At 46.2% G+C, this 22,770-nt stretch carries 19 protein-coding genes; 5 read left to right on the top strand and 14 right to left on the bottom strand.

Features of this window, described 5'->3' with window-relative positions; translation table 11 throughout:
• Positions 1-13: 13 nt before the first annotated feature.
• The 6 genes from nuoL to DTQ70_RS21595 form a co-directional block, all read right to left on the bottom strand.
• Positions 14-1,924: an NADH-quinone oxidoreductase subunit L gene (gene nuoL / locus DTQ70_RS21620; protein ID WP_122932742.1), complete on the bottom strand. Its 1,911-nt coding sequence runs from the start codon at positions 1,922-1,924 to the stop codon at positions 14-16.
• A gap of 95 nt (positions 1,925-2,019) precedes the next feature.
• The gene (nuoK, locus tag DTQ70_RS21615; protein ID WP_028523691.1) at positions 2,020-2,364 is read right to left on the bottom strand and encodes an NADH-quinone oxidoreductase subunit NuoK; all 345 of its coding nucleotides are present in this window, start codon (positions 2,362-2,364) and stop codon (positions 2,020-2,022) included.
• A 244-nt stretch (positions 2,365-2,608) separates the two neighbouring features.
• A complete protein-coding gene (locus tag DTQ70_RS21610; protein ID WP_164490144.1) occupies positions 2,609-3,238 on the bottom strand; it encodes a hypothetical protein in 630 nt (209 codons plus the stop codon).
• Positions 3,231-3,563 carry a LytTR family DNA-binding domain-containing protein gene (locus DTQ70_RS21605; RefSeq protein ID WP_122932740.1) on the bottom strand — a complete coding sequence of 111 codons (333 nt, stop codon included), beginning with the start codon at positions 3,561-3,563 and terminating at the stop codon, positions 3,231-3,233. The genes DTQ70_RS21610 and DTQ70_RS21605 overlap by 8 nt, the downstream gene beginning before the upstream one ends.
• A gap of 21 nt (positions 3,564-3,584) precedes the next feature.
• Positions 3,585-3,932, bottom strand: a complete 348-nt coding sequence (locus DTQ70_RS21600) for a response regulator transcription factor (RefSeq protein ID WP_122932739.1) — start codon at positions 3,930-3,932, stop codon at positions 3,585-3,587.
• 134 nt (positions 3,933-4,066) lie between these two features.
• Positions 4,067-5,143, bottom strand: coding sequence for a histidine kinase (locus DTQ70_RS21595; protein WP_206019565.1), 1,077 nt, complete (start codon positions 5,141-5,143; stop codon positions 4,067-4,069).
• Between the two features lie 353 nt (positions 5,144-5,496).
• Between DTQ70_RS21595 and DTQ70_RS21590 the strand changes: the two genes are divergently transcribed.
• Positions 5,497-7,500: a BspA family leucine-rich repeat surface protein gene (locus tag DTQ70_RS21590; protein ID WP_122932737.1), complete on the top strand. Its 2,004-nt coding sequence runs from the start codon at positions 5,497-5,499 to the stop codon at positions 7,498-7,500.
• A gap of 179 nt (positions 7,501-7,679) precedes the next feature.
• Here DTQ70_RS21590 and murJ read toward each other — a convergent pair whose 3' ends face one another.
• The 7 genes from murJ to DTQ70_RS21555 all read right to left on the bottom strand — a co-directional run bounded on the left by murJ (position 7,680) and on the right by DTQ70_RS21555 (position 15,771).
• Positions 7,680-9,224: a murein biosynthesis integral membrane protein MurJ gene (gene murJ, locus DTQ70_RS21585; protein WP_122932736.1), complete on the bottom strand. Its 1,545-nt coding sequence runs from the start codon at positions 9,222-9,224 to the stop codon at positions 7,680-7,682.
• Positions 9,221-10,207: a hypothetical protein gene (locus DTQ70_RS21580; RefSeq protein WP_122932735.1), complete on the bottom strand. Its 987-nt coding sequence runs from the start codon at positions 10,205-10,207 to the stop codon at positions 9,221-9,223. The genes murJ and DTQ70_RS21580 overlap by 4 nt, the downstream gene beginning before the upstream one ends.
• A 66-nt stretch (positions 10,208-10,273) precedes the next feature.
• Positions 10,274-11,944, bottom strand: coding sequence for a hypothetical protein (locus DTQ70_RS21575; RefSeq protein ID WP_122932734.1), 1,671 nt, complete (start codon positions 11,942-11,944; stop codon positions 10,274-10,276).
• Positions 11,937-12,413: an HAD family hydrolase gene (locus tag DTQ70_RS21570; protein WP_122932733.1), complete on the bottom strand. Its 477-nt coding sequence runs from the start codon at positions 12,411-12,413 to the stop codon at positions 11,937-11,939. The genes DTQ70_RS21575 and DTQ70_RS21570 overlap by 8 nt, the downstream gene beginning before the upstream one ends.
• A gap of 29 nt (positions 12,414-12,442) precedes the next feature.
• A complete protein-coding gene (locus DTQ70_RS21565; protein WP_122932732.1) occupies positions 12,443-14,101 on the bottom strand; it encodes a hypothetical protein in 1,659 nt (552 codons plus the stop codon).
• A 28-nt stretch (positions 14,102-14,129) separates the two neighbouring features.
• Complete coding sequence (locus DTQ70_RS21560) at positions 14,130-14,864, bottom strand: cytidylyltransferase domain-containing protein (protein ID WP_122932731.1); 735 nt, start codon at positions 14,862-14,864, stop codon at positions 14,130-14,132.
• 4 nt (positions 14,865-14,868) lie between these two features.
• On the bottom strand, positions 14,869-15,771 hold the full coding sequence (locus tag DTQ70_RS21555; RefSeq protein ID WP_122932730.1) for an N-acetylneuraminate synthase family protein: 903 nt from the start codon (positions 15,769-15,771) through the stop codon (positions 14,869-14,871).
• Between the two features lie 177 nt (positions 15,772-15,948).
• Between DTQ70_RS21555 and hemH the strand changes: the two genes are divergently transcribed.
• Genes hemH through DTQ70_RS21535 form a run of 4 tightly spaced genes read left to right on the top strand, consistent with a single transcriptional unit; the run spans position 15,949 to position 21,621 of the window.
• The gene (hemH, locus tag DTQ70_RS21550; RefSeq protein ID WP_122934511.1) at positions 15,949-17,010 is read left to right on the top strand and encodes a ferrochelatase; all 1,062 of its coding nucleotides are present in this window, start codon (positions 15,949-15,951) and stop codon (positions 17,008-17,010) included.
• The gene (locus DTQ70_RS21545; RefSeq protein ID WP_122932729.1) at positions 17,004-17,207 is read left to right on the top strand and encodes a hypothetical protein; all 204 of its coding nucleotides are present in this window, start codon (positions 17,004-17,006) and stop codon (positions 17,205-17,207) included. The genes hemH and DTQ70_RS21545 overlap by 7 nt, the downstream gene beginning before the upstream one ends.
• A gap of 19 nt (positions 17,208-17,226) precedes the next feature.
• The gene (locus DTQ70_RS21540) at positions 17,227-19,380 is read left to right on the top strand and encodes a TIM-barrel domain-containing protein (RefSeq protein WP_122932728.1); all 2,154 of its coding nucleotides are present in this window, start codon (positions 17,227-17,229) and stop codon (positions 19,378-19,380) included.
• Between the two features lie 54 nt (positions 19,381-19,434).
• Entirely contained in the window at positions 19,435-21,621 is a 2,187-nt protein-coding gene (locus DTQ70_RS21535) for an alpha-galactosidase (protein ID WP_229599988.1), read from the top strand.
• A gap of 12 nt (positions 21,622-21,633) precedes the next feature.
• Here the strand turns inward: DTQ70_RS21535 and DTQ70_RS21530 are convergent, their stop codons facing one another.
• Positions 21,634-22,737: a T9SS type A sorting domain-containing protein gene (locus DTQ70_RS21530; protein ID WP_122932727.1), complete on the bottom strand. Its 1,104-nt coding sequence runs from the start codon at positions 22,735-22,737 to the stop codon at positions 21,634-21,636.
• Positions 22,738-22,770 lie beyond the last annotated feature (33 nt).

Raw genomic sequence — 22,770 nt, 5'->3', positions numbered from 1 at the left:
TAAAACCTTCACTTTACTTTATTAAGAAATTCCAAGCCAAAACAAGGACGATACCAATCACCATCGCAAATACGTAGAAGCCTGTTTCGCCCGTTTGTAACAAACGAAGACGTCCGCCTAAAAACTGTACCAAACGACCCGAGCCATTGACGATGACATCAATCAAGAACTCTCCGAAGCTGTAAAGAATATCTGAAAGCTTGCTGATGGGCTTCACAAACACCGAATCGTATAATTCGTCGATGTAGTATTTGTTTTGAAGTACTTTCGGGAAGCCTGTCACGTCTTTGTCGGCCGCAGGAACCACTGCCTTGCTGATAAACAAGCTGTAGGCAAACCCAATGGCCAACACCGCTGCACCTACCGACACACCCATCAAAATATATTCGGTTGAATGGTCAAGGTGACCTTCAAAAAGCGCAGGGTTTACTTGTTTTGACCCTTCAAACAACGGTGCCATAAAGTGCCCCAAGGCTTCGCCGCCGCCCAATACGTGCGGAATGTTCATTAAACCACCCACGGCCGACAATACCGCCAACACCATCAAAGGAATGGTCATGGTAGCTGGAGACTCGTGCAAGTGGTGCTCTTGCTCGTGCGTTCCACGGAAATTACCAAAGAACGTTACAAACAACAAACGGAACATATAAAAGGCCGTCATCATCGCGCCTACAATTCCTAGCGCCCACATGATTTTGTTGTGCTCAAATACGTGCGCCAAAATTTCATCTTTCGAGAAGAAACCTGAAAGTGGGAAAATACCCGCAATGGCAAAAGTTGCAATCGTAAATGTCCAGAAGGTAACGGGCAAATGCTTCCGCAAACCACCCATGTTGCGAATGTCTTGCTCGTCTGACATGGCGTGAATCACACTACCCGCTCCCAAAAACAACAACGCCTTAAAGAAAGCGTGGGTCATAACGTGGAACATGGCTGAGGTGTAAGCCCCAACGCCCAACGCCAAAAACATATATCCTAACTGACTTACGGTAGAGTAAGCCAATACTTTTTTAATGTCGTTTTGATACAAACCAATCGAAGCCGCTACGAGCGCTGTCACCAAGCCGATGCCTCCCACGAAACCAAGGGTAGCAGGTGCCAACGAATAGAGCACGTTGGAGCGAATCACCATGTAGATACCCGCTGTCACCATCGTTGCGGCGTGGATAAGGGCCGATACTGGCGTTGGACCCGCCATCGCGTCAGGAAGCCACGTATAAAGTGGAATCTGGGCTGATTTTCCCATCGCACCGACAAACAACAAGGCCGTGATGGTTACAATCACCGTATCATTGATGCCAAAACCCCCGTTGGCTGCTTTATTGAATACTTCGATGTACTCAACCGAGCCGAAGTGTTGGATAATCATAAAAATACCCAACAAAAAGCCCAAGTCCCCGATGCGGTTCATAATGAAGGCTTTGCGGGCAGCGTTGTTGTAGTTGGTTACTTTGTTCCAAAAACCGATGAGCAAATAAGAACAAAGCCCTACGCCTTCCCATCCGATAAACATGATGACGTAGTTGGAACCCATCACCAACAGCAACATGAAGAACAAGAAGAGGTTAAGGAAGGCAAAAAACTTTCCAAAGCCTTCGTCGTGGTGCATGTAGCCAATCGAATAAATATGAATCAACGAACCCACGCCCGTCACGACCATCAGCATCAATAGCGATAGCTGGTCAATTTGGAACGAGAAAGGAATCGTAAGTTGCCCAATTGAAATCCAATCAAAAAGTTTTACCACTTGAGGCTGACCGTCGAAGCTGTTCCATGCCAAGATGGAAATAATAAAAGCTCCCAACGTGGCGGCCGAACCAATGACCCCCACTAGGCTCTTGGGAACGTGCCGAAAACCTATGCCATTGATGGCAAAACCAATCAGTGGCAACAAGGGTATAAGAATAAGTAAGGATGGAGACATATATTTTTGAAACGTTAGTGGTCAATTGTTAACTGTTTAGAAGCGGTAGCTGTTCAACAATTAACAATTAACGGACAACAAATAACAGCTTTTAATTACCATTTCAATTTATTCAAGAAACCAATGTCGATGGTTCGGGTATTGCGATAGATCATCACAATAATCGCCAACCCTACTGCCACTTCGGCAGCGGCAACCGCCATGATAAAAAACACAAAAACCTGGCCAACGGGGTCAGATTTGTAGGTTGAAAAGGCGATAAGTAAGAGGTTAACGGCGTTGAGCATCAGTTCGACGCTCATAAAAATAATCAGCGCGTTGCGACGGGTCAGCACCCCCAGAATGCCTATCACGAACAGTGTTGTCGCCAACAACACGTAGTTTTGGAGAGGGATAGACTGTATTACGCCAGGAATCGACGGTGTAGCTTGTGGAAACATATAGTAGTTAGGTCGAAAAGATGTCTGTTGGTGAAATAAGTCCCAAAAACGGGGGCAAATTTACTGAATAATCGTAGTTGCCCAAATTAGAAGTCTAAAAACTGTGCATATTGGGAAAAGTCCCTCGGTAATTTTGGAGTTACCCTTCTGCTACGCAGGGTGTTGGTGGGGAGAAGGAGTATAAAAAACGCCACCTTCGTAGAAGTGGCGTGGAGAAAGCATATGATAATTACTTTACGGCCTATTATAATTTGGTTACGCTCACAGAAAAATTGGCACTTCTGGCGGTGTTAGTACTATTTGTCTGGGTTAGTTCAAGATAGATGCGATCGCCCCCAGTAAGTTTTGCTGTTCCTACGAATCGCTGATAATTAGGGTCGTCAGCAGTGCGTCTTGCATAAAAAGATTCCATAAAAAGACCGCTCGAGAGTACTTTTATCATTATTTCACCAGCAAAAGTAGTTGGCCAGAAGGTATTTACGTCAATAAGATAGGTTCCTGTTTCTTCTATTAGGATAGTATTGTCAGTTACGTTTACGTTAGAAGTTGTATTATTTTTTTTCTCATGATAAACAGCATCAAGGTCCATTTTCGTGGCAGTTCCCGAAGTGAAACTTTGCGGCCCGCCTGGCGCAAAATAATTGTGTAAAACTATTACTTCTTGCTTGGTTTTGAAATTGGCTACCCCGTTGGCGTTGGAGGTCAATCGGTCATTAAGGTCAGCCCCTTGCCCCTTGAAAGTCATTTGTCCAGGCTTGATTTCAATACTTTGTTGCGCCGCAGCCATAAACGCGCAAAGGCAGAAAAGTAAAAGAAGGGATAGAAGTCTCATAGCGATAGAAAATAGTAAGGTGATTGATAATTGATTAAACAAAGGACGATGAGAGTGATTTGAGGAGTTTTATTTTTCTTCGTGCCAATGGAATGACACTGCCATCGCTAAGCAATAATTGACGACCTTGCCGACGATTCAAGTAATACAAATTGAGAAAGCATCCTTTATTGACGCGTACAAACGATTCGGGTAGTTCTGTTTGGTACGAGCCCAGATTTCGTGAAGTCATCAAGCGGCGACCGTCGTTGAGGATGATGTACGTGTAGTTTTTATCGGCTTCGAGACGCACAATACTAGATAGCGGCACCCGTATTTTGTTGCGTAGAATGCTCAGCGTTGAAGGAGGACTGGGAAATGTATTCATACGTTTAAGAGGATAGTGTTCTCACGTTTTTGTTCGAGGTAAAATTGGCAAATGTTTGGGGAGGGTAGTCCCCCCAATTTTGGTGGTTCTGTCGAAAGTAGAGAAACCAAAAAACCACTTCGGGGGAAGTGGCTTTGAACCCGTGTCGGGAAGAGTCGCTTTGATAGCTTGCAACGCCTCAATTCCTGATATGCCTGGCATCTGAATGTCCATCAAAACAACGTCGTGTTTGTACCGTTGGATTTTGCTGACACAACCTTCTGCATCACCAAACGAAGCACACATAAAAATCTCGTCCGAACTGGCCAAGTACAGGGCTAAATTTTGGCGAAAACTTTTGTTGTCTTCAAACAAAACTACACGAATCATGCAGTAGAGTGTTTAGGGGCGGTATTAGGTTTTGGTACCGCCAAATTGATTATTTTATCTCAAAACTTCGATACAAAACAATCGAAATTTATCCTGCGGTCATCCCCCCAAATCGGGTAGGCGCAAAACCACCCTTAAACGGGCACTACGATGACTTCCAAACGAGTTCCTTCGCCAATTTTTGAGGTAAGTGTGGTCTTCATGAAGCTGTCCAACGCCCTCTTTTTGAAGTTTTTGAGGCCGTTTCCCTCGTAGCCTTGCGTTGCGTCAAAGCCACGGCCATTGTCCCCAATAAGCATTCTAAGTTCCCCTTCGTTGGTCATGCTTAAGTTTACTGATACTTTACTGGCTTCGGCGTGTTTGAGGATATTGTTGAGGGCTTCTTTAAAAATGAGATAGACATTTTGCCGCTGCTCCATGCTTATTTTGAGCTGATTGATTTGTTCTGGGGTGAGCTGAATAGCAAAATCTAGGGCAATTTCTTGGGGAGTAAGCAGTTGAAATGCCAAGGAACGCATTTTTTCAAAAAGCTGATGGACAGAGTCGTTGTTGGGGTTGAGGGTCCAAACCGTATCACGAATACTCTGAATACTTTCTTCGGAGTCGGTTTTGATTTGTTGCAAAATGGGCAGGACGTCAGGGGTTTGCGCTCCTACTTTCTTTTCTACCAAGCGAGTAGCGATGACAATGCTGCTCAAAGTCGCGCCTACTTCGTCGTGCAAATCGGCCGCGATGCGATTGCGAAGGCTGTGGAGTTTGAGTTTTTGGCGAAAGTTGTAGAGCAAAAAGAAATAAATGGCAGCACCAAGCAACAACAAAATATAGACCGCAACGGCAGGCCAAAACCACCATTCTTCGGTGATGCTTTTTTCTACTTGCAGGAAGAAGCGAGTGGGCTTCGACCAGACGTTGTTTTGCTGTGTTTGTACCCAAAAGGTGTAATCGCCTCCTTCTAGGTTGGTAAACATAGCGATAGGATAGGCCAACGACACGGTATCGGCATTTAAGCCCTCCAAACGGTATCGGTACCGACAAGCGCAGGGTTTCCATTCGATCATGAGCTCATCGTCGAGGGCGTTTAATTGTAAACTATTGGAAGGCGAAAGCGTCTTTTTTATTCCATTGGCAGAAATGGAAGTAATGCTGGGGCCGACTTGTGCCACTGAAGCTTGTACCAAAAGTAACAATACCCCCCAAGCCCACCTGCTCATTATCGTTTTACTCATAATTGTAGAAAGCGTAGTTTGGATAACAGCAACTCGCACGCAAAATAGGGGTTTTGGTGCTATTTCGTATGCGTTCTAGCAAGTTTGAGGAAGCCCGAGCGGGTGTTTTAGGTCGATGGGTACTTTTTTGAGGATAACCCTACATTCGCTAAAGAATAAAAAACAGCTTACCATTTGCCCATACCAGACATTTTCTGAATATTGTCTTCGAAATAATTTACTTCGTACCATATTTTACTATTTGTATAGTAATGGTATGTTTTAAATTATATAAATAGTATATATTGTGTTCCTTTATTTTTAATAACATCTCAAAAATATAGCGGTTCGTTACTAGTATGAAACAACTATTTTTCTTTTTCGTGGCTTTGCTGATAAGCCAACAGTTGATGGCTCAAAACCGACCTTTCATCACTCGCTGGAATTTGGCTACGGCGGGTTCGGGAACTACGCAGTTGAGTTTTGGAGTAGCGACCTCTGGCACAGTTAATTATACTTGGGAAACCGTTCCCTCAGGAACGAGTGGGTCGGGTACGTTTACGGGTTCAGTTGCAACAATTACAGGCTTACCTGCCAATAAGATTATTGATTTGAGAATTGGGCCAGCCAATTTTCAAAGATTTATAATAAATGATGGTTATGACAGAAACCGCCTGACTTCGATTGAACAATGGGGCGATGTGGCTTGGAAAAATATGAACAGTGCCTTTTATGGTTGTCAGTACATGGTACTCAATGCTAAGGATGTACCAAATACCGCTGCTGTAATGGATATGAGTTCGATGTTTCGGGATTGCCTTTCTTTTAATCAACCTTTACCTAATGGCTTTAACACAGAGGCTGTAACGAATATGAGTGCTATGTTTGCTGGTTGTCGTTCTTATAATCAACCTCTACCGATTAGTTTTAATACTTCAAACGTAAAGAACATGAGCGATATGTTTTCTGTTTGTAGCAGATACAATCAACCTTTACCGAGTAGCTTTATTACATCATCGGTTATTGATATGAATAGTATGTTTTATGACTGTAGTTCATATAATCAACCTTTACCAATTAACTTCAATACTTCTTTAGTAAAGAATATGAGTATGATGTTTTTTGGGTGCTTTTCTTACAACCAACCCCTACCTAATAGTTTTAATACATCGTCAGTAACGGATATGAGTAGTATGTTTGGTGGTTGTAGTGTTTATAATCAACCTCTACCCAGTAGTTTTAATACTTCTTCAGTAACGGATATGAGTAGTATGTTTGGTGGTTGCAGTATTTATAACCAACCTCTTCCTGGCAGCTTTATAACGGGAAAAGTAACGAATATGAGTGGTATGTTTTACGGTTGTCTCTATTATAACAAACAGTTTCCTAGTAGCTTTACAACGGCAGGGGTAAAATATATGGTTTGGATGTTTTATGGAACAACAGCCTTTAATCAGTATATTGGAGATTGGAACATTGAGATGGTGATAGATATGCGATATATGTTTTATGGAGCAACTGCCTTTAATCAAAGTCTAGCGCTTTGGGGAGCAAAACTTCACCCAAATATAAATTTGGAAAAATTTCTTGATAATTGTGGGATGAGTTTGGCCAATTATGACGCTACTCTAGTGGGTTTTAATTTGGGTACAGCAACCGAGAGGACTTTGGGGGCTGTAAACCGTAAATACTGTTCCTCTGTCACCGATAGAGCCAATTTAATAAAACCCGTAGCCGATGGCGGCAAGGGCTGGACTATAATAGGAGATACTTTTTTATGTGTATCTGACTCTGAAATAAACCTCAAAAGCAACAATGTTTCCATTGCAGACGGTGATATAACTCCTTCAATAAATGACCACACCGATTTTGGCACTCAGTCGTTAGGAACAGGGGCGGTTGTCCGAACATTTACCATTGAAAATACGGGCGCAGGAGTGTTGAACTTAACGGGTTCGCCCAACAAAGTGGTTATTTCGGGAACACATGCCGCAGATTTTACGGTGAATGTTCAACCTGCTTCGCCCATAGCAGCTAGCAGTGGCAGCACTACTTTTCAGATTGCCTTTATACCTTCGGCGGGAGGATTGAGAAAAGCCACCGTTAGTATCGCCAATGACGATGCCGATGAAAATCCTTACAATTTCGATATTCAGGGGATTGGTTGCGGTGGAGCATCGCTTTCGATTGCCAACAATATCAGTTCAGGGACGGGCCTTTACGGGGCTACAGCCATAACGGCGACTAATCAAATCATCTATGCCAACGTAGAGTACAGAGGAGAGAGTTCGGTAACATTACTACCTGGGTTTAAAGCCGAGGAAACGGTCTTTAAAGCACAAATTGGGGGTGGTTGTAACTAATTGCCGATAGCACGAGCGTCCCTGCTTCCGATAGCGAGAGCGTCCCCGCTCGTGCTGACTATTCCAAGGATTCGAGCCTAGTTTGGGAAAAAAGAGGCTAGTAAAGGCCTGGTCAAGCGTTATGGATTTCTCCTGTCGCCGAAATGACAAAAAGGGTGCGAAATGACAAAAAAAGGGTGTTACTTGGAAATACGCTTGCTTATTTTTTCTCTAATGATTTGTAAATCAGTTACTTTTAGTAAAAGGCAAATGCCGATGAAAACGAGGATGGCTACGCATGCAAGGCTAGCGCCAATAAAAAAACTGGCCAGTTTGTTGTAGTGGCTGATGTCTTGCCAATAGCCTTTGGTCAACCAACCTACGCTAACGCTGACTAAGAAAGCAAAGGTAATTTTGAGCACTTCGCCCCCTTCGTAAAAGCCAAAATAGGCTTTTTTCTTTGTCCATACCGTAAGCAGTGGAACAAGCGCCATGAACGTACTGTGCGTAAACAGATGGATCAAAACGCCCGTAAAACCGAAGGTTTGGATGATAAAGTAGCTGAACAAAGCCGACAGAACGTGAACGACACTCCAGAAATAATACTGCAACTCTGGATTGGTGACCGAAACGGCCAATTTGCGGTAAATCATGTACGGCCCCGTGCAAATCATGGCGGCAAAAAATACGCACAAAAGCTGATAAACGCTTTCTACGTCTTGGGCGTTGAATTTTACACCACCCCAAAGCGTCCAAATCAAATATTGGCCTCCCGCGACAAAGGGAATTAGTACCAAAAAACCGATGAAATACGAAAAATTGAGGTTTTTGGCGACAAAAGCTTTAATCAACTGTCCGTTGTTTTGGTGAAGTAGGCGGTTGATTTCGTTGAAAAAAACGGTGCTAACGGGGATTAAAAAGACGTTGGCCACTTTTCCGTAGATAAGTTCGGCGTAACGAAACAACGCGTACGTACCCGATGGCAAAAGCGAAAGTGCAGCGTTAAAAATAAACGTATAGACTTGTACGCCACCCATATAGGTGGACGTCGCCATCAGCGTACTGGACAGCTCACGAAGGGGAAAGTGAGGGTTGCGGAAAAGCCATGTGTGGCGATAATGAATCTGCCGTAAGTAATAGACCACAGTGCCAAATTGGGCCAAAACACTGATAAAAAGGGCCGCCACCAAGCTCCAGATATTGCCGTCTCTTCCCCAAATACAAAGAATCAGTACGTGCACGAGTTGCGAAATTGTGCTGGTAAACTCGGTTTTTCCGTAAATATTTTCGGCATTTAACATGCCTTGGAAAACGTTGGTGGCAATCTGAATTGGGAGTAAAAAACCCGTAAAACAGAAAATTTGCCACACTTGCTCTTTGGTCGTTAGTTTAAAGCCAGGAACAAGCAGATTGACGACGTCGGTACCGCTGGCAATAAACAAAAGCACCAAGACAAACGCGATGCCTACGATGTAATTGGCCAGCGTTGCTACAATCGACATCGCGGCGGCGGTATTTACTTCAGATTTGATGCGGTGGTAACGCGCTACAACTACTTCGACAAGCTGGCCTGCGTTGACAAAACGGGAGACGGTCGTCCCTAAAACGGAGGCTGCAAAAAAAGCTTCTACTTCGGCAGAAGTACCAAAAAAATAGACCATGAGCGTTGAGTTGACAACGTTCAGGATGACATTGATGGTGTTGAGACTGAGTAAAGTAGCTATGTTACGATAATCTAAATTCATTTGAAGGTTCGTAGTATTTTTTTGCCTAGCTGTTTCACAAAAAAGCCTATACGGTGCGAAAGGCGGTGTAAATGAGGATAGTCTGTCTTGCGGTTTGCTAAATAATTGTCATCTATCACATTTGTGCGTAAGGTTTTTAAGTGGTTTTTTACATAACGAGGCGCATTATGGTTGTCTAAAGCCACTTTTTCCATCCAAAGTTCTGGGTGTAAATCCAGTTTCTTATTCCTGAATTTTGAAATAGGTATGTGGTTACATCGCATACTTTGAGAAATTTCGTCATCGGTCATGCCACCATGAGGAAAAGTCCTAAACTTTCGTAAAATGCTTTCGCGATTATAGCAATACGAATACTCATAGACCAGCGTACGCTCCCATTCGGGCACGGCTCCGATGTAATCAGAACGAAGAAGCCCCATGCCCATGTCGCCCGTGGCTTGGGCGAGGCGTTGTACCGTCACGATGGGCGTAGCCCGAACGGCATTCCAAAGGTTGTCGTAGTCGTACCAAAATCGGCGACGCGGAATTTGAACCAAACCGTCGTTGGCAGCGGTGAGTTTGGTGGTTAAAAATGTAAAATTATCGGGAAAAGAATCGAAATCAATCACTTCGTCGGCATCCGAAAGTAGTACCCAAACGTCGGTTTCGTGGCCGTATTTTTCTACGATATATTTCTGGGCCAGCGAACGCTGACGGCGCTCCGAATCCATCCCTTGGGTATCAATGTCTTTGCGCGTGTAATCAATAGGAGGGTGCTGCAACGAGGCCGATATGAGGTGAATACGGTCGCGGAACGGGGCAAAACGCTCGTCGGAGTCAAGTACTTGTTGGGCAAAAACGCCCTTGTGTTCTCCTTGAAATGTATATTCATTTTCAACAATAACCCACTCCGTAATGGCTTCTCCGCCCAGAATAAATTTAATCAGTAGCGCTTCTTTTTCGTGGGGTTCACTGAATAGAAATGTATCAATAATTTTTGTCATAAGCTAGATGAAACTGAGGCAAGCCTGTTTACAAAAGCGTAAAAGATAGTTGTAAAAACAACGTGTTTACTGCTTGAAACGTATGCGAAATTGAGAAATCGTGCTGTGAGTTGTGTATAACAGCGGTTTTTCTTCAACTTTTAACCAATTAATTTCGTACGCATCAAACGACTGCAAACAGTCATATACTTCGGCTTCAAGCCCTTTTCGGAAATAACTTCGCTGTTTTATCATAGCCGAAAGACCATTTCGCTTGGAAGCGGTTGGAAATATAATGTGCTGATTATCTTTGGAAAGTACCAAATAAATTGCCTCGTCATCACGGCTTGGAAATTGGAGCTGCGGTTCTTCAATGAGCCAATAATTTCCGCAAGTAACCCCGTCGAGTTTTTTCTCTTCAAAACGTTCGGCCACAGCTTGGCTGGTAAAATCAATGCGAGTGGCGTTGTTGAGTTGGGCTAATAAATTATATTGAGGTGAAACAGTAAATAACCCAATCTGTTTAGCTTCAACAACATCCGCTCCATACTGAGAGTTTGGAGTCGTAGCAAGCAAATCGAGCCGATTGTGAAGTCGATTGTGGTAATCAACAATGGTGCGCCATTCGGTGGTTTTACGCAAGCCAATGTCACGATAAAAACTCAGCACCGTTACCAATCCCACCATTCCCCAAATCGACACGCGTCCCCAGCGAGGCAGGTGAAAAGGTAGGTGGCGGAAAGCCATTAAGAGGCTCACTGTCACGGCCAACGAGCTATATTGCCGATAACGCCCTCCAATGATGATGCTCATGCCTTTCTCGGCCCGAAACAAACCAACGGCCAAGGCCGTCAGTGCGACAAAAGCAACCAGCGCCAAAAGAATGAGGTCGGTACGTTGGCGGCTTTTGAGGTAGTTTTTGGTCGTAATCAACGTCATGGCAGTAACGCCAGTTCCCACAACCAACGCGATGATTTGCCCTGCTTTTCCCCCTAACAACGCCCCGTAAGAACCCAAAAAAGCGAGCACGTTGAAAGGTAAAAGTGGTAAATTACTCAACAAAAATAAGCCTTCGGAAGGCTGTTGACGCATTAGATAAAAGTAACTTCCGCAGGTAAAAACTCCCGCGCCAGCCCAAATTGCCCATTGCAAAAAAGGGCGACGTTCAAAGAAGAGCATTAGCAAGCCAATGGGCCAAATCATCAGTCCGTTGCCGTTGGCGAAGGTTGCAACAACGGCGAAGGGTATTGACCAGTACCATCGTTTTGGGCGAGTGACCAGTAAAATGCTGAGTGTAACAGGTACAAATACCCAAATATTGGACCACAAGGCCATTGCCCACAAGGCCGTAACGGAATATTGAGGATTAAGAAAGACAAGAATCACCAACAAAAAATAAGGCGCAGGATAACGTTCGGTGGGGACAAAGGTGGAGTAAAGTACCGCCAGTGGAACCAACAGCAGGGCATTTCCCCAAAGAAGCAACGCAAAGATGTTGAGATGCCCCGTTAGTCCGTAATTAATCCAACTTACCATTCGAGTCATGGAAATAATGTGCTCATTGTGAGGAAGTAAGATAGAACGGAGTTTTTCCCAAAACGTAGCTTCTCGAAAAGCAAGAAGATAATCTAAAATGGCGTCGTAGTCGTCGAGGTAGGGAATGTCCACGGCATAGTGGGCGACGTAATAGAAATACCACGCTACGTAGAGAGTTGCACCGATAAGAAGTCCTGTTAATCCAGCAGTTGTTTTAGGCATTGTTGTTCAAAATAAACTCCACAAACTCGCGCACGGCACCGTCGCCGCCTTTTTTTTCAAGTAAAATAATGTTTGGAATTTGTTTGATGGCCTTGACGGCATTGGCAGGACAAGCCGCAACGCCGACTGCACTCAGAAGTTCAAGGCAATTGATGTCGTCGCCTACGTAAGCCACTTCTTCAAGACCGATGTTAAGTTCTTGGCAAATTTGTTGGGCAGCGGCCAATTTACCCCCGTCGCGTTTGCCCTGATAAATATAATCGGCTTTGATTTTAGCAGCTCGTCTTGCCACGATTTGGGTATCTTCCGACGTCACAATCCCCGTTTTAATCCCTGCTTTGCGGAGCAGTTCAAACGCCATTCCGTCGTGCGTATGAAACCGCTTGAACTCGTCGCCGCTTTCGGTGTAATACATACTGCCGTCGGTCATAACGCCATCCACATCGGTTAAAAAGAGCTTTATCGCCATTGGGTCGTTCAGTTTAAAATGTTATCCACCTAAGGCCGTATCGTTTGTTTAGTAGTGTAAAACTGTGCTTCCTTATTTTCGGCAACATGCACTAAAAACAAGGTGTATTCGCCCTTAGGAAGCTGGCAAGTGGCTAATTCCCCCACGAAACCAGGTTGGAAGTACGTTCGTTGCCGCACAAATTGCGCAGGCTTTGTTTTGAGCGAAGTGGTTGGATATAAGAAAGTACGTTGGTCACTCTTCAGGGCCCAAAACCATAGGGCATTTGGCGTAAGCTCAAACTGTGGCGTTGTTGATTTGACGGTATATACTTCCACGCAACGAGTCGTATCTGCCGATTTATCAATATGAATAGTGATGGGTGCCAAAGGTAGGTTATCCCAAGAACTAGGCCATTTAAGGTCTTCAAAGCTAGTGAGGTCGGCTTTCAGTATGTTTTTGGCCAATGTTTCTTGAAAAATACTGGCAAATTCCTGAGGGGCGGGCATTTCAAGATAAAGAGCGTTGTTGTGCTGCATGTTGTAGGCATCGGTAAAAAAACGCTGATTGTCCATGTAGCGATAGCCCCAGTCGCGGTAATAGGAGAAAATACCCACCACAAGACTAGCAACCATCGTTCCCGCAAAAAGCCAGTTTGCTTGGCGTTTGGGGTACAAATAGACAACGCTGCTCAGATACACGAGCGCAACTGCCAGGGCGGAGTAATGCCGATATCGCCCTAGATACATGGCATCTAGCCCAACGGGCTCGGTGCGCAAAATGGAAACGCCTCCCGCCGTTGCGAGAATGAACAAAAAGAAGACAAGCATCCGAAAATGGAAAGAAGTGCCGTACGAAGGCTTTTTCCATTGACTCAAATTAACCACCACAAGCGCAGCTGTAAGCACGAACCCAAGCCCTAACGCTACTTTTTTGAGGCTTCCTGAAATAAAATCGCCGTAGTTTCCTACGAAAATCATGCTTCCTAGCAGCCATTTTAGGGGATTTTTTTGAACTCCGTAGAAAGTATCAGGCACGCCGAGTGCTTTGGCCCATTGGTAAGCCAAAACCACCAAAACGCTGGCTGCTCCCCATGCAAAAAGGTGTTTCTTCTCGGCTTTTTGGAACAATAATATCCCGAATCCAATCAATAAGACTAAAAGGCCATTTCCATTGGAAAAGGTGGCGGTGAGTCCAAGGAAGAAGGCCAAGCCAAAGCGCCAAAATTCTTTTTTCTCCGAAATCAATAAGTTGAACGATTCAACCGCTAGCCAAACTACAATGAGATTAGACCAAAGTGCCATCGGCCAGAGGGCTGTTTCGGAAAATTGAACCTGAAAAAGAATGAAAGGAACGGGCAAGAAAAGCAAGGCTGGGAGCTTGGCTTCTTGGGACAAACGATACAAAATCCATGTAACCCGCACCCAAAAAAGATTGCCCAACAAAATCATCATTTTCAAATCCATTTGCCCCGTGACTACCACTTGGAGGTAGGCAATGAGTTTGGCAGGGAGAATCACGTGTTCCCGAAACGGCACAAAGAGCAATCGTCCTGCTTCGGAAGTGAACGGAAAAGCCCGATTGATAAAAGCCAAAATGGCTGGAATATCGTCCTCGTTGGGAAAAGGGGTGCTAAAATGATAGGCGTACCAAAAGAAAAATAAAACAGGGAGGCTACCTGCGGCTAAAATGGCGAGTTTTTTGAGCATGAGGGATAACGTTTTTGGGAACTAGGTGTTACTCAAATCGCACACATTCGACCTGATTCATGGTTTCTTCGGCTTTGCGAAAACCAGCAAGGTCGTCGATGTCGATGGCATACTCAAAAGGCAGGACATAAGGCAGAATAGGATACCCTGACATGGATTTTTTGTCCAAAATAACGTGAGGCCGAATCACATCGAGGTTGCCAATATGCCAATGTACGGGCGGGAGTTTTTGACGGGGTTCATTATAAAACTCAGGGAGGGTAGGGTGGTTCAAAAGCGGCTGCATTGTGGCCGTTTCGGGGTCATATACCCACATTTTGTAAGGAGTTATAGGGGTCGGTGTAATAGTTCGAATACTATCAGCTTCAGGGGTATTCCAAAGGGTTTGAATGGCATCGTCGATGTGCCGAACCGACCGAACGGGCGACGTGGGGCGCAATTGCACCACGAGGTCGGGGCGATAACCTTCGTTTTCCCAAAACCAGTTGAGGGCGTGCTTAAATACGTCAAAATCGGTACTCAAGTCTTGGGCAAACTCGGCGGGGCGGATAAAAGGTACTTCTGCACCGTACTTTTGAGCCGCGTCGGCAATGGCTTGCGAATCGGTTGAAATAATGGTTCGCGTAATGGACGGGGTTTCGAGGGCGGCTTTGACACTGTAAGCGACCAACGGATGCCCCGCCAGTGGTAATAAGTTTTTATTGGGAAGCCCTTTGCTACCGCCTCGGGCTTGAATAATAGCTAAAACGTTTGGTTGTGCCATAAAATTAGGAGGCAATAGGAGTTGTGTTTTTGCGATATTTGAGCTTATCGCGTTGTTCGGCTTCGATGTCCAAAATTTCCTTGTTTTTAAACGTAAGCGCTTGTTGGATTTGGGTCAAATCCCGTACCAGCTTTTGAAGACCTGGGACTTCAAGCGAGGCAGCGTGGTCAGTTCCTTTCCACGTACGGTCTTTGGTAAAATGGCGTTCAATCCAGCGCGCGCCCAAAGTATAAGCGGCAACGTCGGCGGCAATGCCCAAATGATGCCCCGAAAACCCAATTTCTTTGACTCGGTGATCGTAATGTTCGTATAAACGATTGATTTCCAGTAAACAAATGTCTTTGAAAGGCACAGGATAGCCCGATGTACAGTTGTATAATACCAATCGACTTTTGGCTTGGTCGGTTACTTCAAAAAACTTGACCAGTTCTTCGATTTCATCGAGCGTCGTCATTCCCGAAGAAATATGGATATCGCCAGCGTACTCGTCGCGAAGCAATTGAAGCATTTCGTAGTGGTTGTTGCAAGCCGACGGCACCTTGATAAAATCGGGGTGAAGGGCGGCGATTTCGCGGGCCGAAGTGATGTCCCATACCGAGGTAGCATAGCCGATGCCAATCGACTCGGCGTATTCTTTGAGGTCGGCGTGTTGTTCCCACGTAAACTCTAAAAATTCGCGGTGCGCGCCGTAAGTATTTCCATACGCGTTGTAGGGTACGGGGTGAGGGGTATTGTATTGTTCGTCGGTGAGCAATTCGCGGGCATTTCGCTTCTGAAATTTGGCGTAATCAGCACCGCAGTCTTTCGACAACTTGATAAGTTCTTTAGCGATTTCAAAGTCCCCCATGTGGTTACAACCAATTTCGGAAATGACCAAAGGTTTACGATAATCAAATTTGAATGCCATAGTACGTGCAATTTGGATTTGTTTTTAGAAGCAAAAAGGTCACAAAGGTAACGGTTGATTTTGAGTTTTGGCTATTGTATTCCAATCCACCGCGCTAGTTACCTCGTATATTTGCGTAAAAATTCGTAGGAACTTTTTTCCTCGAATTCAGTTACAATGATAGGTATTTTAATGAATATGAATCAATCTGTGTCGCAACCTAGTTCGAGTACTTCCAAAAATATTGGCAAAACGGGGGTTTTTATTGTAAACCTCGGTACGCCTGATAGCCCCAACACACCCGATGTTCGCAAATATTTGCGTGAATTTTTGATGGATGGGCGGGTGATAGATATTCCGTTTATCCCTCGTTTTTTGTTGGTCAACGGCATCATTGCTCCCTTTCGTGCGCCTAAGTCAGCCAAAACGTACAAAGAAGTATGGCTTCCCGAAGGCTCGCCGCTGAAAGTGTATGGATTGGCGGTAGAAAAAATGCTGCAAGAAGCACTGGGCGACGATTACGTGGTCAAATTAGGGATGCGTTATCAAAGCCCAAGCATTGAATCACGATTGATGGAGTTCCAAAAAATGGGTTTGACCGAAATCATCGTCATTCCATTCTTCCCTCAATATGCTTCCGCCACGACGGGTTCGGTTTACGAAGAAGTAATGCGAGTGTTGTCTAAGTGGCAAGTAATGCCTTCGGTAAAGTTTGTCAATCAGTTTTTATCGCATCCTAAGTTTTTGCAAGGATTTGTCCAAAATGCTCAAAAATACCTGCAAGCCAATAATTACGACCATTTTATCTTCAGTTATCACGGTTTACCTGAACGTCAAATTCGTAAGGGAGATTGTACCAAAGAAGTCTGCAAATTGGGCAGCTGCTGCGATACCCTGCACGCGATGAACCAACACTGCTACCGCGCTCAGTGTTTTGAAACGACTCGACTACTAGTAAAAGCTCTCAACATTCCCGAAGGAAAATATACGACCTGTTTCCAATCACGGTTGGGCAATGACCCGTGGATTAAGCCCTACACAGAAGACGTTATCAAAGAGCTTCCCAAGAAAGGACTCAAAAGCGTTTTAGCTTTTTCTCCTGCTTTTGTAGCCGATTGCCTCGAAACCACCCTCGAAGTGGGCGAGGAATACAAAGAAGTATTTGAAAAAGAAGGTGGCGAACATTGGGATTTGGTCGAAAGCCTCAACGATAGCCCAATTTGGGTAGAAACGTTAGTAGATTTGGTCAAAACGTGTTAACGCCTCGTGTTCGTGGTTGCCGTTCGGTGCCCGTGGTTGCTCACAACCACGGAAAACGTGTCAGCGGTTGCTCACAACCGCGCTTCTTGGTGAAAGTGGTTGCTTACAACCGCGTTTTTTTTGCAAAAGTAGTTGCTCCAAACATGATGAGTTTGGCAAAGGAGTTGACTTTTGTCCCTAATATTCTATTGGGATAATTGCTAACTTCCTCAATTCATGCAATACCAACGACGTCTGTTCCTCACATTTCTATTCTTTACAGTATTTCATTATTCCCGAGCCCAGGCTCTGCCCCAGTGGCAGGAAGTGCAGCCTGGCATCTGGAAAGCCACGGCAGGCAAGCCTGAAAAAATTAGCTTGCTAGGCGCGGCGGGTGCCAAACCCAACCTGACAGCACTGGCAGCTTTACCCAAATCGCCGTTCCCACTATCAAAAACCGACATCAGCGTGCGCGTCATCGACGGCAAAACCTACCTGCGCTTTCCGCTGGAGGAAGGTGAACAGCTGTTTGGGCTGGGCCTGAATTTCCAGACCGTCAATCAGCGCGGACGAATCATGGAGCTGCACGTTGACCACTACGGCGGGAAAGACAATGGCCGTACCCATGCCCCCGTGCCGTTTTATGTGTCGTCCAAAGGCTACGGCGTGCTGGTGGATGCCGCCCGTTACATCACGGTTTATGCGGGCACGGCCGTGCGGACCGACGCCAAGCACCCGCCCGTGCTGCGCGACCGCAACACCGATAAAAAATGGGAAGCTCAGCCGTATTCTGACGCTGTCGAAATGCTGGTGCCTGCCGAAGGCGCGACCTTGTACGTTTTTGCGGGGCCAACGCCGATGAACGTGGTGCAGCGCTACAACCTCATGAACGGCGGCGGGTATTTGCCCCCGAAATGGGGTTTGGGCTTCACCCAGCGCGTCCCGACGCTGTATTCACAAGACGATATTCTGAAAGAAGTACAGAGCTTTGAAGAGCACAACTTTCCGCTGGACTTCATCGGCGTTGAGCCAGGCTGGCACAGCATGGCCTATCCGTGTACGTTTGAATGGGAAAAAACGCGTTTTCCCGACCCCAAAGGTTTCTTGAAAAAACTGGCCGATAAGGGCATCAGCGCTAACCTCTGGATGAACCCGTACGTGTCGCCCGTCGGGTCGTTGTATCCTAAAATCAAACCGTTTACTGGTTCGCACACCGTGTGGAACGGCATTGTGCCTGATTTTACCATGCCGCAAGCCCGACAACTGTTCAAGGAACATTTTATGAGTCAGCACCTGAACATCGGGGTGGGCGGCTATAAAATCGACGAGGTGGACGGGTACGACAACTGGATTTGGCCCGATGTGGCAACCTTCCCGTCGGGAACGAGTGCCGAGCAAATGCGGCAAACCTACGGCCTGATGGTGCAGCAGATGACAGGTAGCTGGTTCAGGGAAATCAACAAACGCACCTACGGGCTGGTGCGGGCATCAAACGCAGGAGCGAGCAGCTTTCCGTACGTGATTTACAACGATTATTACAGCCACAAGGACTTTATAACGGCACTGGTCAACAGCAGTTTTATCGGGGTGCTCTGGACGCCAGAGGTTCGTGCGTCCAAAACGGCCGAAGAATGGGTACGGCGGATGCAGTCGGTCTGTTTTTCGCCCATGGCCATGCTCAATGCGTGGGCCGATGGCACCAAACCGTGGTCGTTTCCCGATGTGGAGCAGGCTGTGAGCGATGTCGCCAACCTACGGATGCAACTGCTGCCGTACTTGTATTCAACCTTTGCGCAGTATCGCTTTGAAGGAAAACCACCGTTTCGGGCCATGAATTTGGTCGAAGGTTTCGGCTTTAAATCGGTGACGGTGGCAGGAACGTTTGACGCGACGGCCAATCCGTACGCCATGAGCCTGAAAAAAGACATCAAAGACCAGTACATGATGGGCGATTACCTGTTGGTGGCGCCGATGTTTGCGGGCGAAAAAAGCCGCGAAGTCTATCTGCCGCAAGGCAAATGGTACGATTTTTACACGGGGAAAGAAGTTGGCGAAAATCAGCTGATTACCGTTACGCCTGCGCTGGACAAAATTCCGTTGTTCGTGAAAGACGGAGCCCTGATTCCGATGGTGCCACCGCACCGACAAGCGCCGAAAGCGGGCGAAACGCTTCCCCTGACCGTTCGGCATTACGGCACAGCATCGGGCAGTTTTCAGTTGTATGATGATGATGGAACGACCTTTGACTTTGAAAAAGGGACCTACTCCTTTACCCGATTAACCGTCTCCAAAACGGCCGATGGTAAACTCAGGGGCGATATGGCCGCTCCTGTCAACAGCAAACCTTTTGGCTATTCTAAAGAAATTAAATGGGAGTTTATGACTCCGTAAAATCTAACATCCCGAAAGTTTTGAACTTTCGGGATGTTGAAAATGCCTTTTCCAATGAAAAACCTTTCCAAACTAAGCCGCAAGATATTGCAGCTCTACGTGATTTTCGCTGCCCTGTCAGCCCATGCCCAAACCCAACCCCGTTACAACCAGCCCGCTACCGTTGATTGGCTGGTAACGCCCGTTACCCAAAAGGCCGAAGTCATTACCGAAGGCAAAAACATCATTTTATACAACGGTTTGGTCAAACGCGTGTTTCGCCTCGAACCCAACGTGGTTTGTATTGATTATAAAAACCTGTCGAACGGTCAACAGCTTTTACGGGCCGTTAAGCCCGAAGCCAGAATTGTGGTCAACGGCAAAACGTACAACATTGGCGGGCTGATGGGGCAAAAAGAAAATGCCTATCTGTTGCCCGAATGGGTCGATAAATTTACTGTCGGTAAGGACGATTTTGTGGCAACGGGTCATTCGGTGTCGGACATAAAGCCGTTTGTGAACTGGAAAGCCAACTCATGGGCTGCGAAGACAAAAGCGCCGTCTGGTAAGGTACTGACCTTTCGCTACAAAGCACAGGCCGAAGCCGTGAAAGGGCTGGAAGTGACGGTTAACTACGAGCTTTACGACGGTATTCCGTTGATTGTCAAATGGGTGTCTGTTGAAAATAAACAAAGTGCTGAACTGAAACTGAACCGCGTAGTAAACGAAGTATTGGCGTTGGTGGAAGAGGAAAGCGCCGTGGTGGGCAAACCCGAGGAGATGAAAAAACAGCATGGGATTTACGTAGAAACCAACTACGCTTTCAACAACGCCATGCGCTACGACATCAGCGACCAGACTACGCACTGGAAAATTGATTCGACTTATACCTCGCAGGTCAACTACAATTTTGAAACACCTTGCTTGCTGGAAGTGTATCCCGAAAAAGCACCAGGCATCGACCTCCAGCCCAATGAAGTGTTCAAATCGGTGCGGACGCACGAGTTGCTGATGGACAGTTATGACCGTCAGCGACGGGGGCTGATGATTCGGAAAATGTACCGAACCGTGGCGCCGTGGACGACCCAAAATCCGATTTTTATGCATCTTGTGAGTAAAAACGATCAGGAGGTAAAAAGTTGTATCGACCAATGCGCGGCAACGGGTTACGAAGCCGTGATTCTGAGTTTTGGGAGCCACCTCAACATGGAAGACAGCACCGCTAAAAACATTAGCCGCTGGAAAGAACTGGCCGATTATGCGCATAGCAAAAATATTTTGCTGGGCGGTTATTCGCTGTTCAGTAGCCGACGCATCAGCGACGAAGACGACGTGGTTGACCCGAAAACGGGCAAACCGGGCGGCGCGTTTTTTGGCCATGCGCCTTGCTTCGGCAGTAAATGGGGACTGGCTTACCGCAACAAAATCAAGTACTTCTTTGCAAAAACAGGGTTTGACATCTGGGAAAACGACGGCCCTTATCCGGGCGATGTGTGCGGGTCAACCGTACATCCGGGGCACAAAGGGCTGGATGATTCACAGTGGCGGCAAATGGAAATTCAGAAGGAACTGTACCGCTGGCTAAATGAACGCGGGGTGTATATCAATGCCCCCGACTGGTATTTTCTGGACGGTACGCACAAAATCGCTATCGGGTATCGGGAGGTGAATTTCTCGTTGTCGCGCGAGCAGCAGCGGATTCTGAACCGTCAAAACATTCACGACGGGACGATGGAAAAAACGGCGGCCATGAGCTGGGGCTTTGTCCCGCTGACCCGCTATCAGGGCGGTGGGCCTGAGGCGGTACTTGAGCCGTTAAGCGAACACCTCACGGACTACGAACAACTGATGGTGCAGTACTACGGAGCGGGTGTACAAGCTTGTTACCGTGGCCCGCGTCTGTACGATACCGAAACTACGCGCCAACTGGTGTCGAAAACGGTGGCGTGGTACAAGCAATACCGCGACATTCTGAACGCCGACATGATTCACCTGCGCCGCGCCGATGGCCGCGACTGGGATGGTTTTATTCACGTGGACCCTCAGCAGAAGCAAAAGGGATTTTTGATGCTATACAACCCGACGAAAGTGCGAATCACGCGGACGATTAATGTTCCGCTGTATTACACAGGCTTAACGTCGGCTGCCACGTTTAAAGAAAAAGGAACAGTTGGCAAAAAATACACCCTCAACCGCAACTACGAAGTTGCGTTAACCGTAATGATTGACCCTGAGAGTTATACGTGGTTTACAGTGGAGTAACCGACCTAGTGATTACTGTTTAACAAATTTACCCGTAGCGACTCTGTCGGCATTTATTCGAACCAAATAAGTGCCCGCAGAGAGCTGTGTCGTGTCAAAACTGTGTTCGTGTATCGGAGAATAAGCGAAAGAACGATATTCAGAAAGTACCCTTCCCGTCATATCTATAAGCTGAAATACGGCTGTTGAAGACACCAAGCCCCGCCAAACGACATTGATTCGTTGGTGAGCTATGGAAGGAATGACAAGAAGCTGACTCGTTGGCATACGGTCAATGCCCGTAATGGGGCCACTGGAAGTTTCAGGGAGTTCAAAAGGGGGAATGCTAATGGGGGTACCCCCAAAATCACCGACAGGCAGCGTAGTTTCGAACTGAGATTCGCTGATACGTAGCCCATTTCTCCATTCTTCGACCTTTACCACAAAGGTATATTGGCCAATTTGAGTAGGAGCATTCCATGTCAAAATACCCGTTCTGGATTGAATACTAAATGTACCCTCGCGGGTTACTTCATTTGGGTAAAGATACGCATCGATGGGTTGAGCCGAACAAGTGCCTGAGCGGGTGGTTTTACTTTTGTCTATCCGATATACAAGGCTATCTCCATCTGTATCAGTAGCTTGGAAGTCGCCCGTAAATACTTGCCGAGTAGCGGCAAAATATGTTCCAATGGCTTCATTGAAGGTAGGTGTAGAATTAACTAAGTTGGCCGAAAAAGTCGTTTGAATGTAAAACGGGCTATTTATGGCGTTGAAATTAGAAATATTGTCACCGCGATTTTCGAGGGCTACCGATACCGTAAATGTGTTGGGAGTGGCATAGGTGTATTGGGCTTGGTACGTATTCAGTGAAACCGCCCCTTGCGATAAAAGCCGTCGAGCTTGGCGAAAAGCCGTTATTGTTTGGCCGTTTTCTCCCGTGCAAATGCTGACGCTACTTTGCCCTTCCGCGGCAGCAGAACTACTACGTTCATCTATCAATAAGTAAACCGTCATGGAATAAGTTAAGCCCGTGGATGTAGCTCGGGCGACTCGAATGGTCCCACCTTTGACATGAGTGGCATAAGAAGTAGAAACGATACCCCAAAAAAGGAAGAAGATAGACAGTTTTTTCATGGCGTTATGTAGATAGAGTTTCTATTTAAACGC

The sequence above is a fragment of the Runella sp. SP2 genome (assembly GCF_003711225.1).
In the GTDB taxonomy this organism is placed as follows: Bacteria; Bacteroidota; Bacteroidia; order Cytophagales; family Spirosomataceae; genus Runella.
Note: the sequence above shows the minus strand (reverse complement) of the source record. Positions and strands in the feature narration are given on the sequence as shown.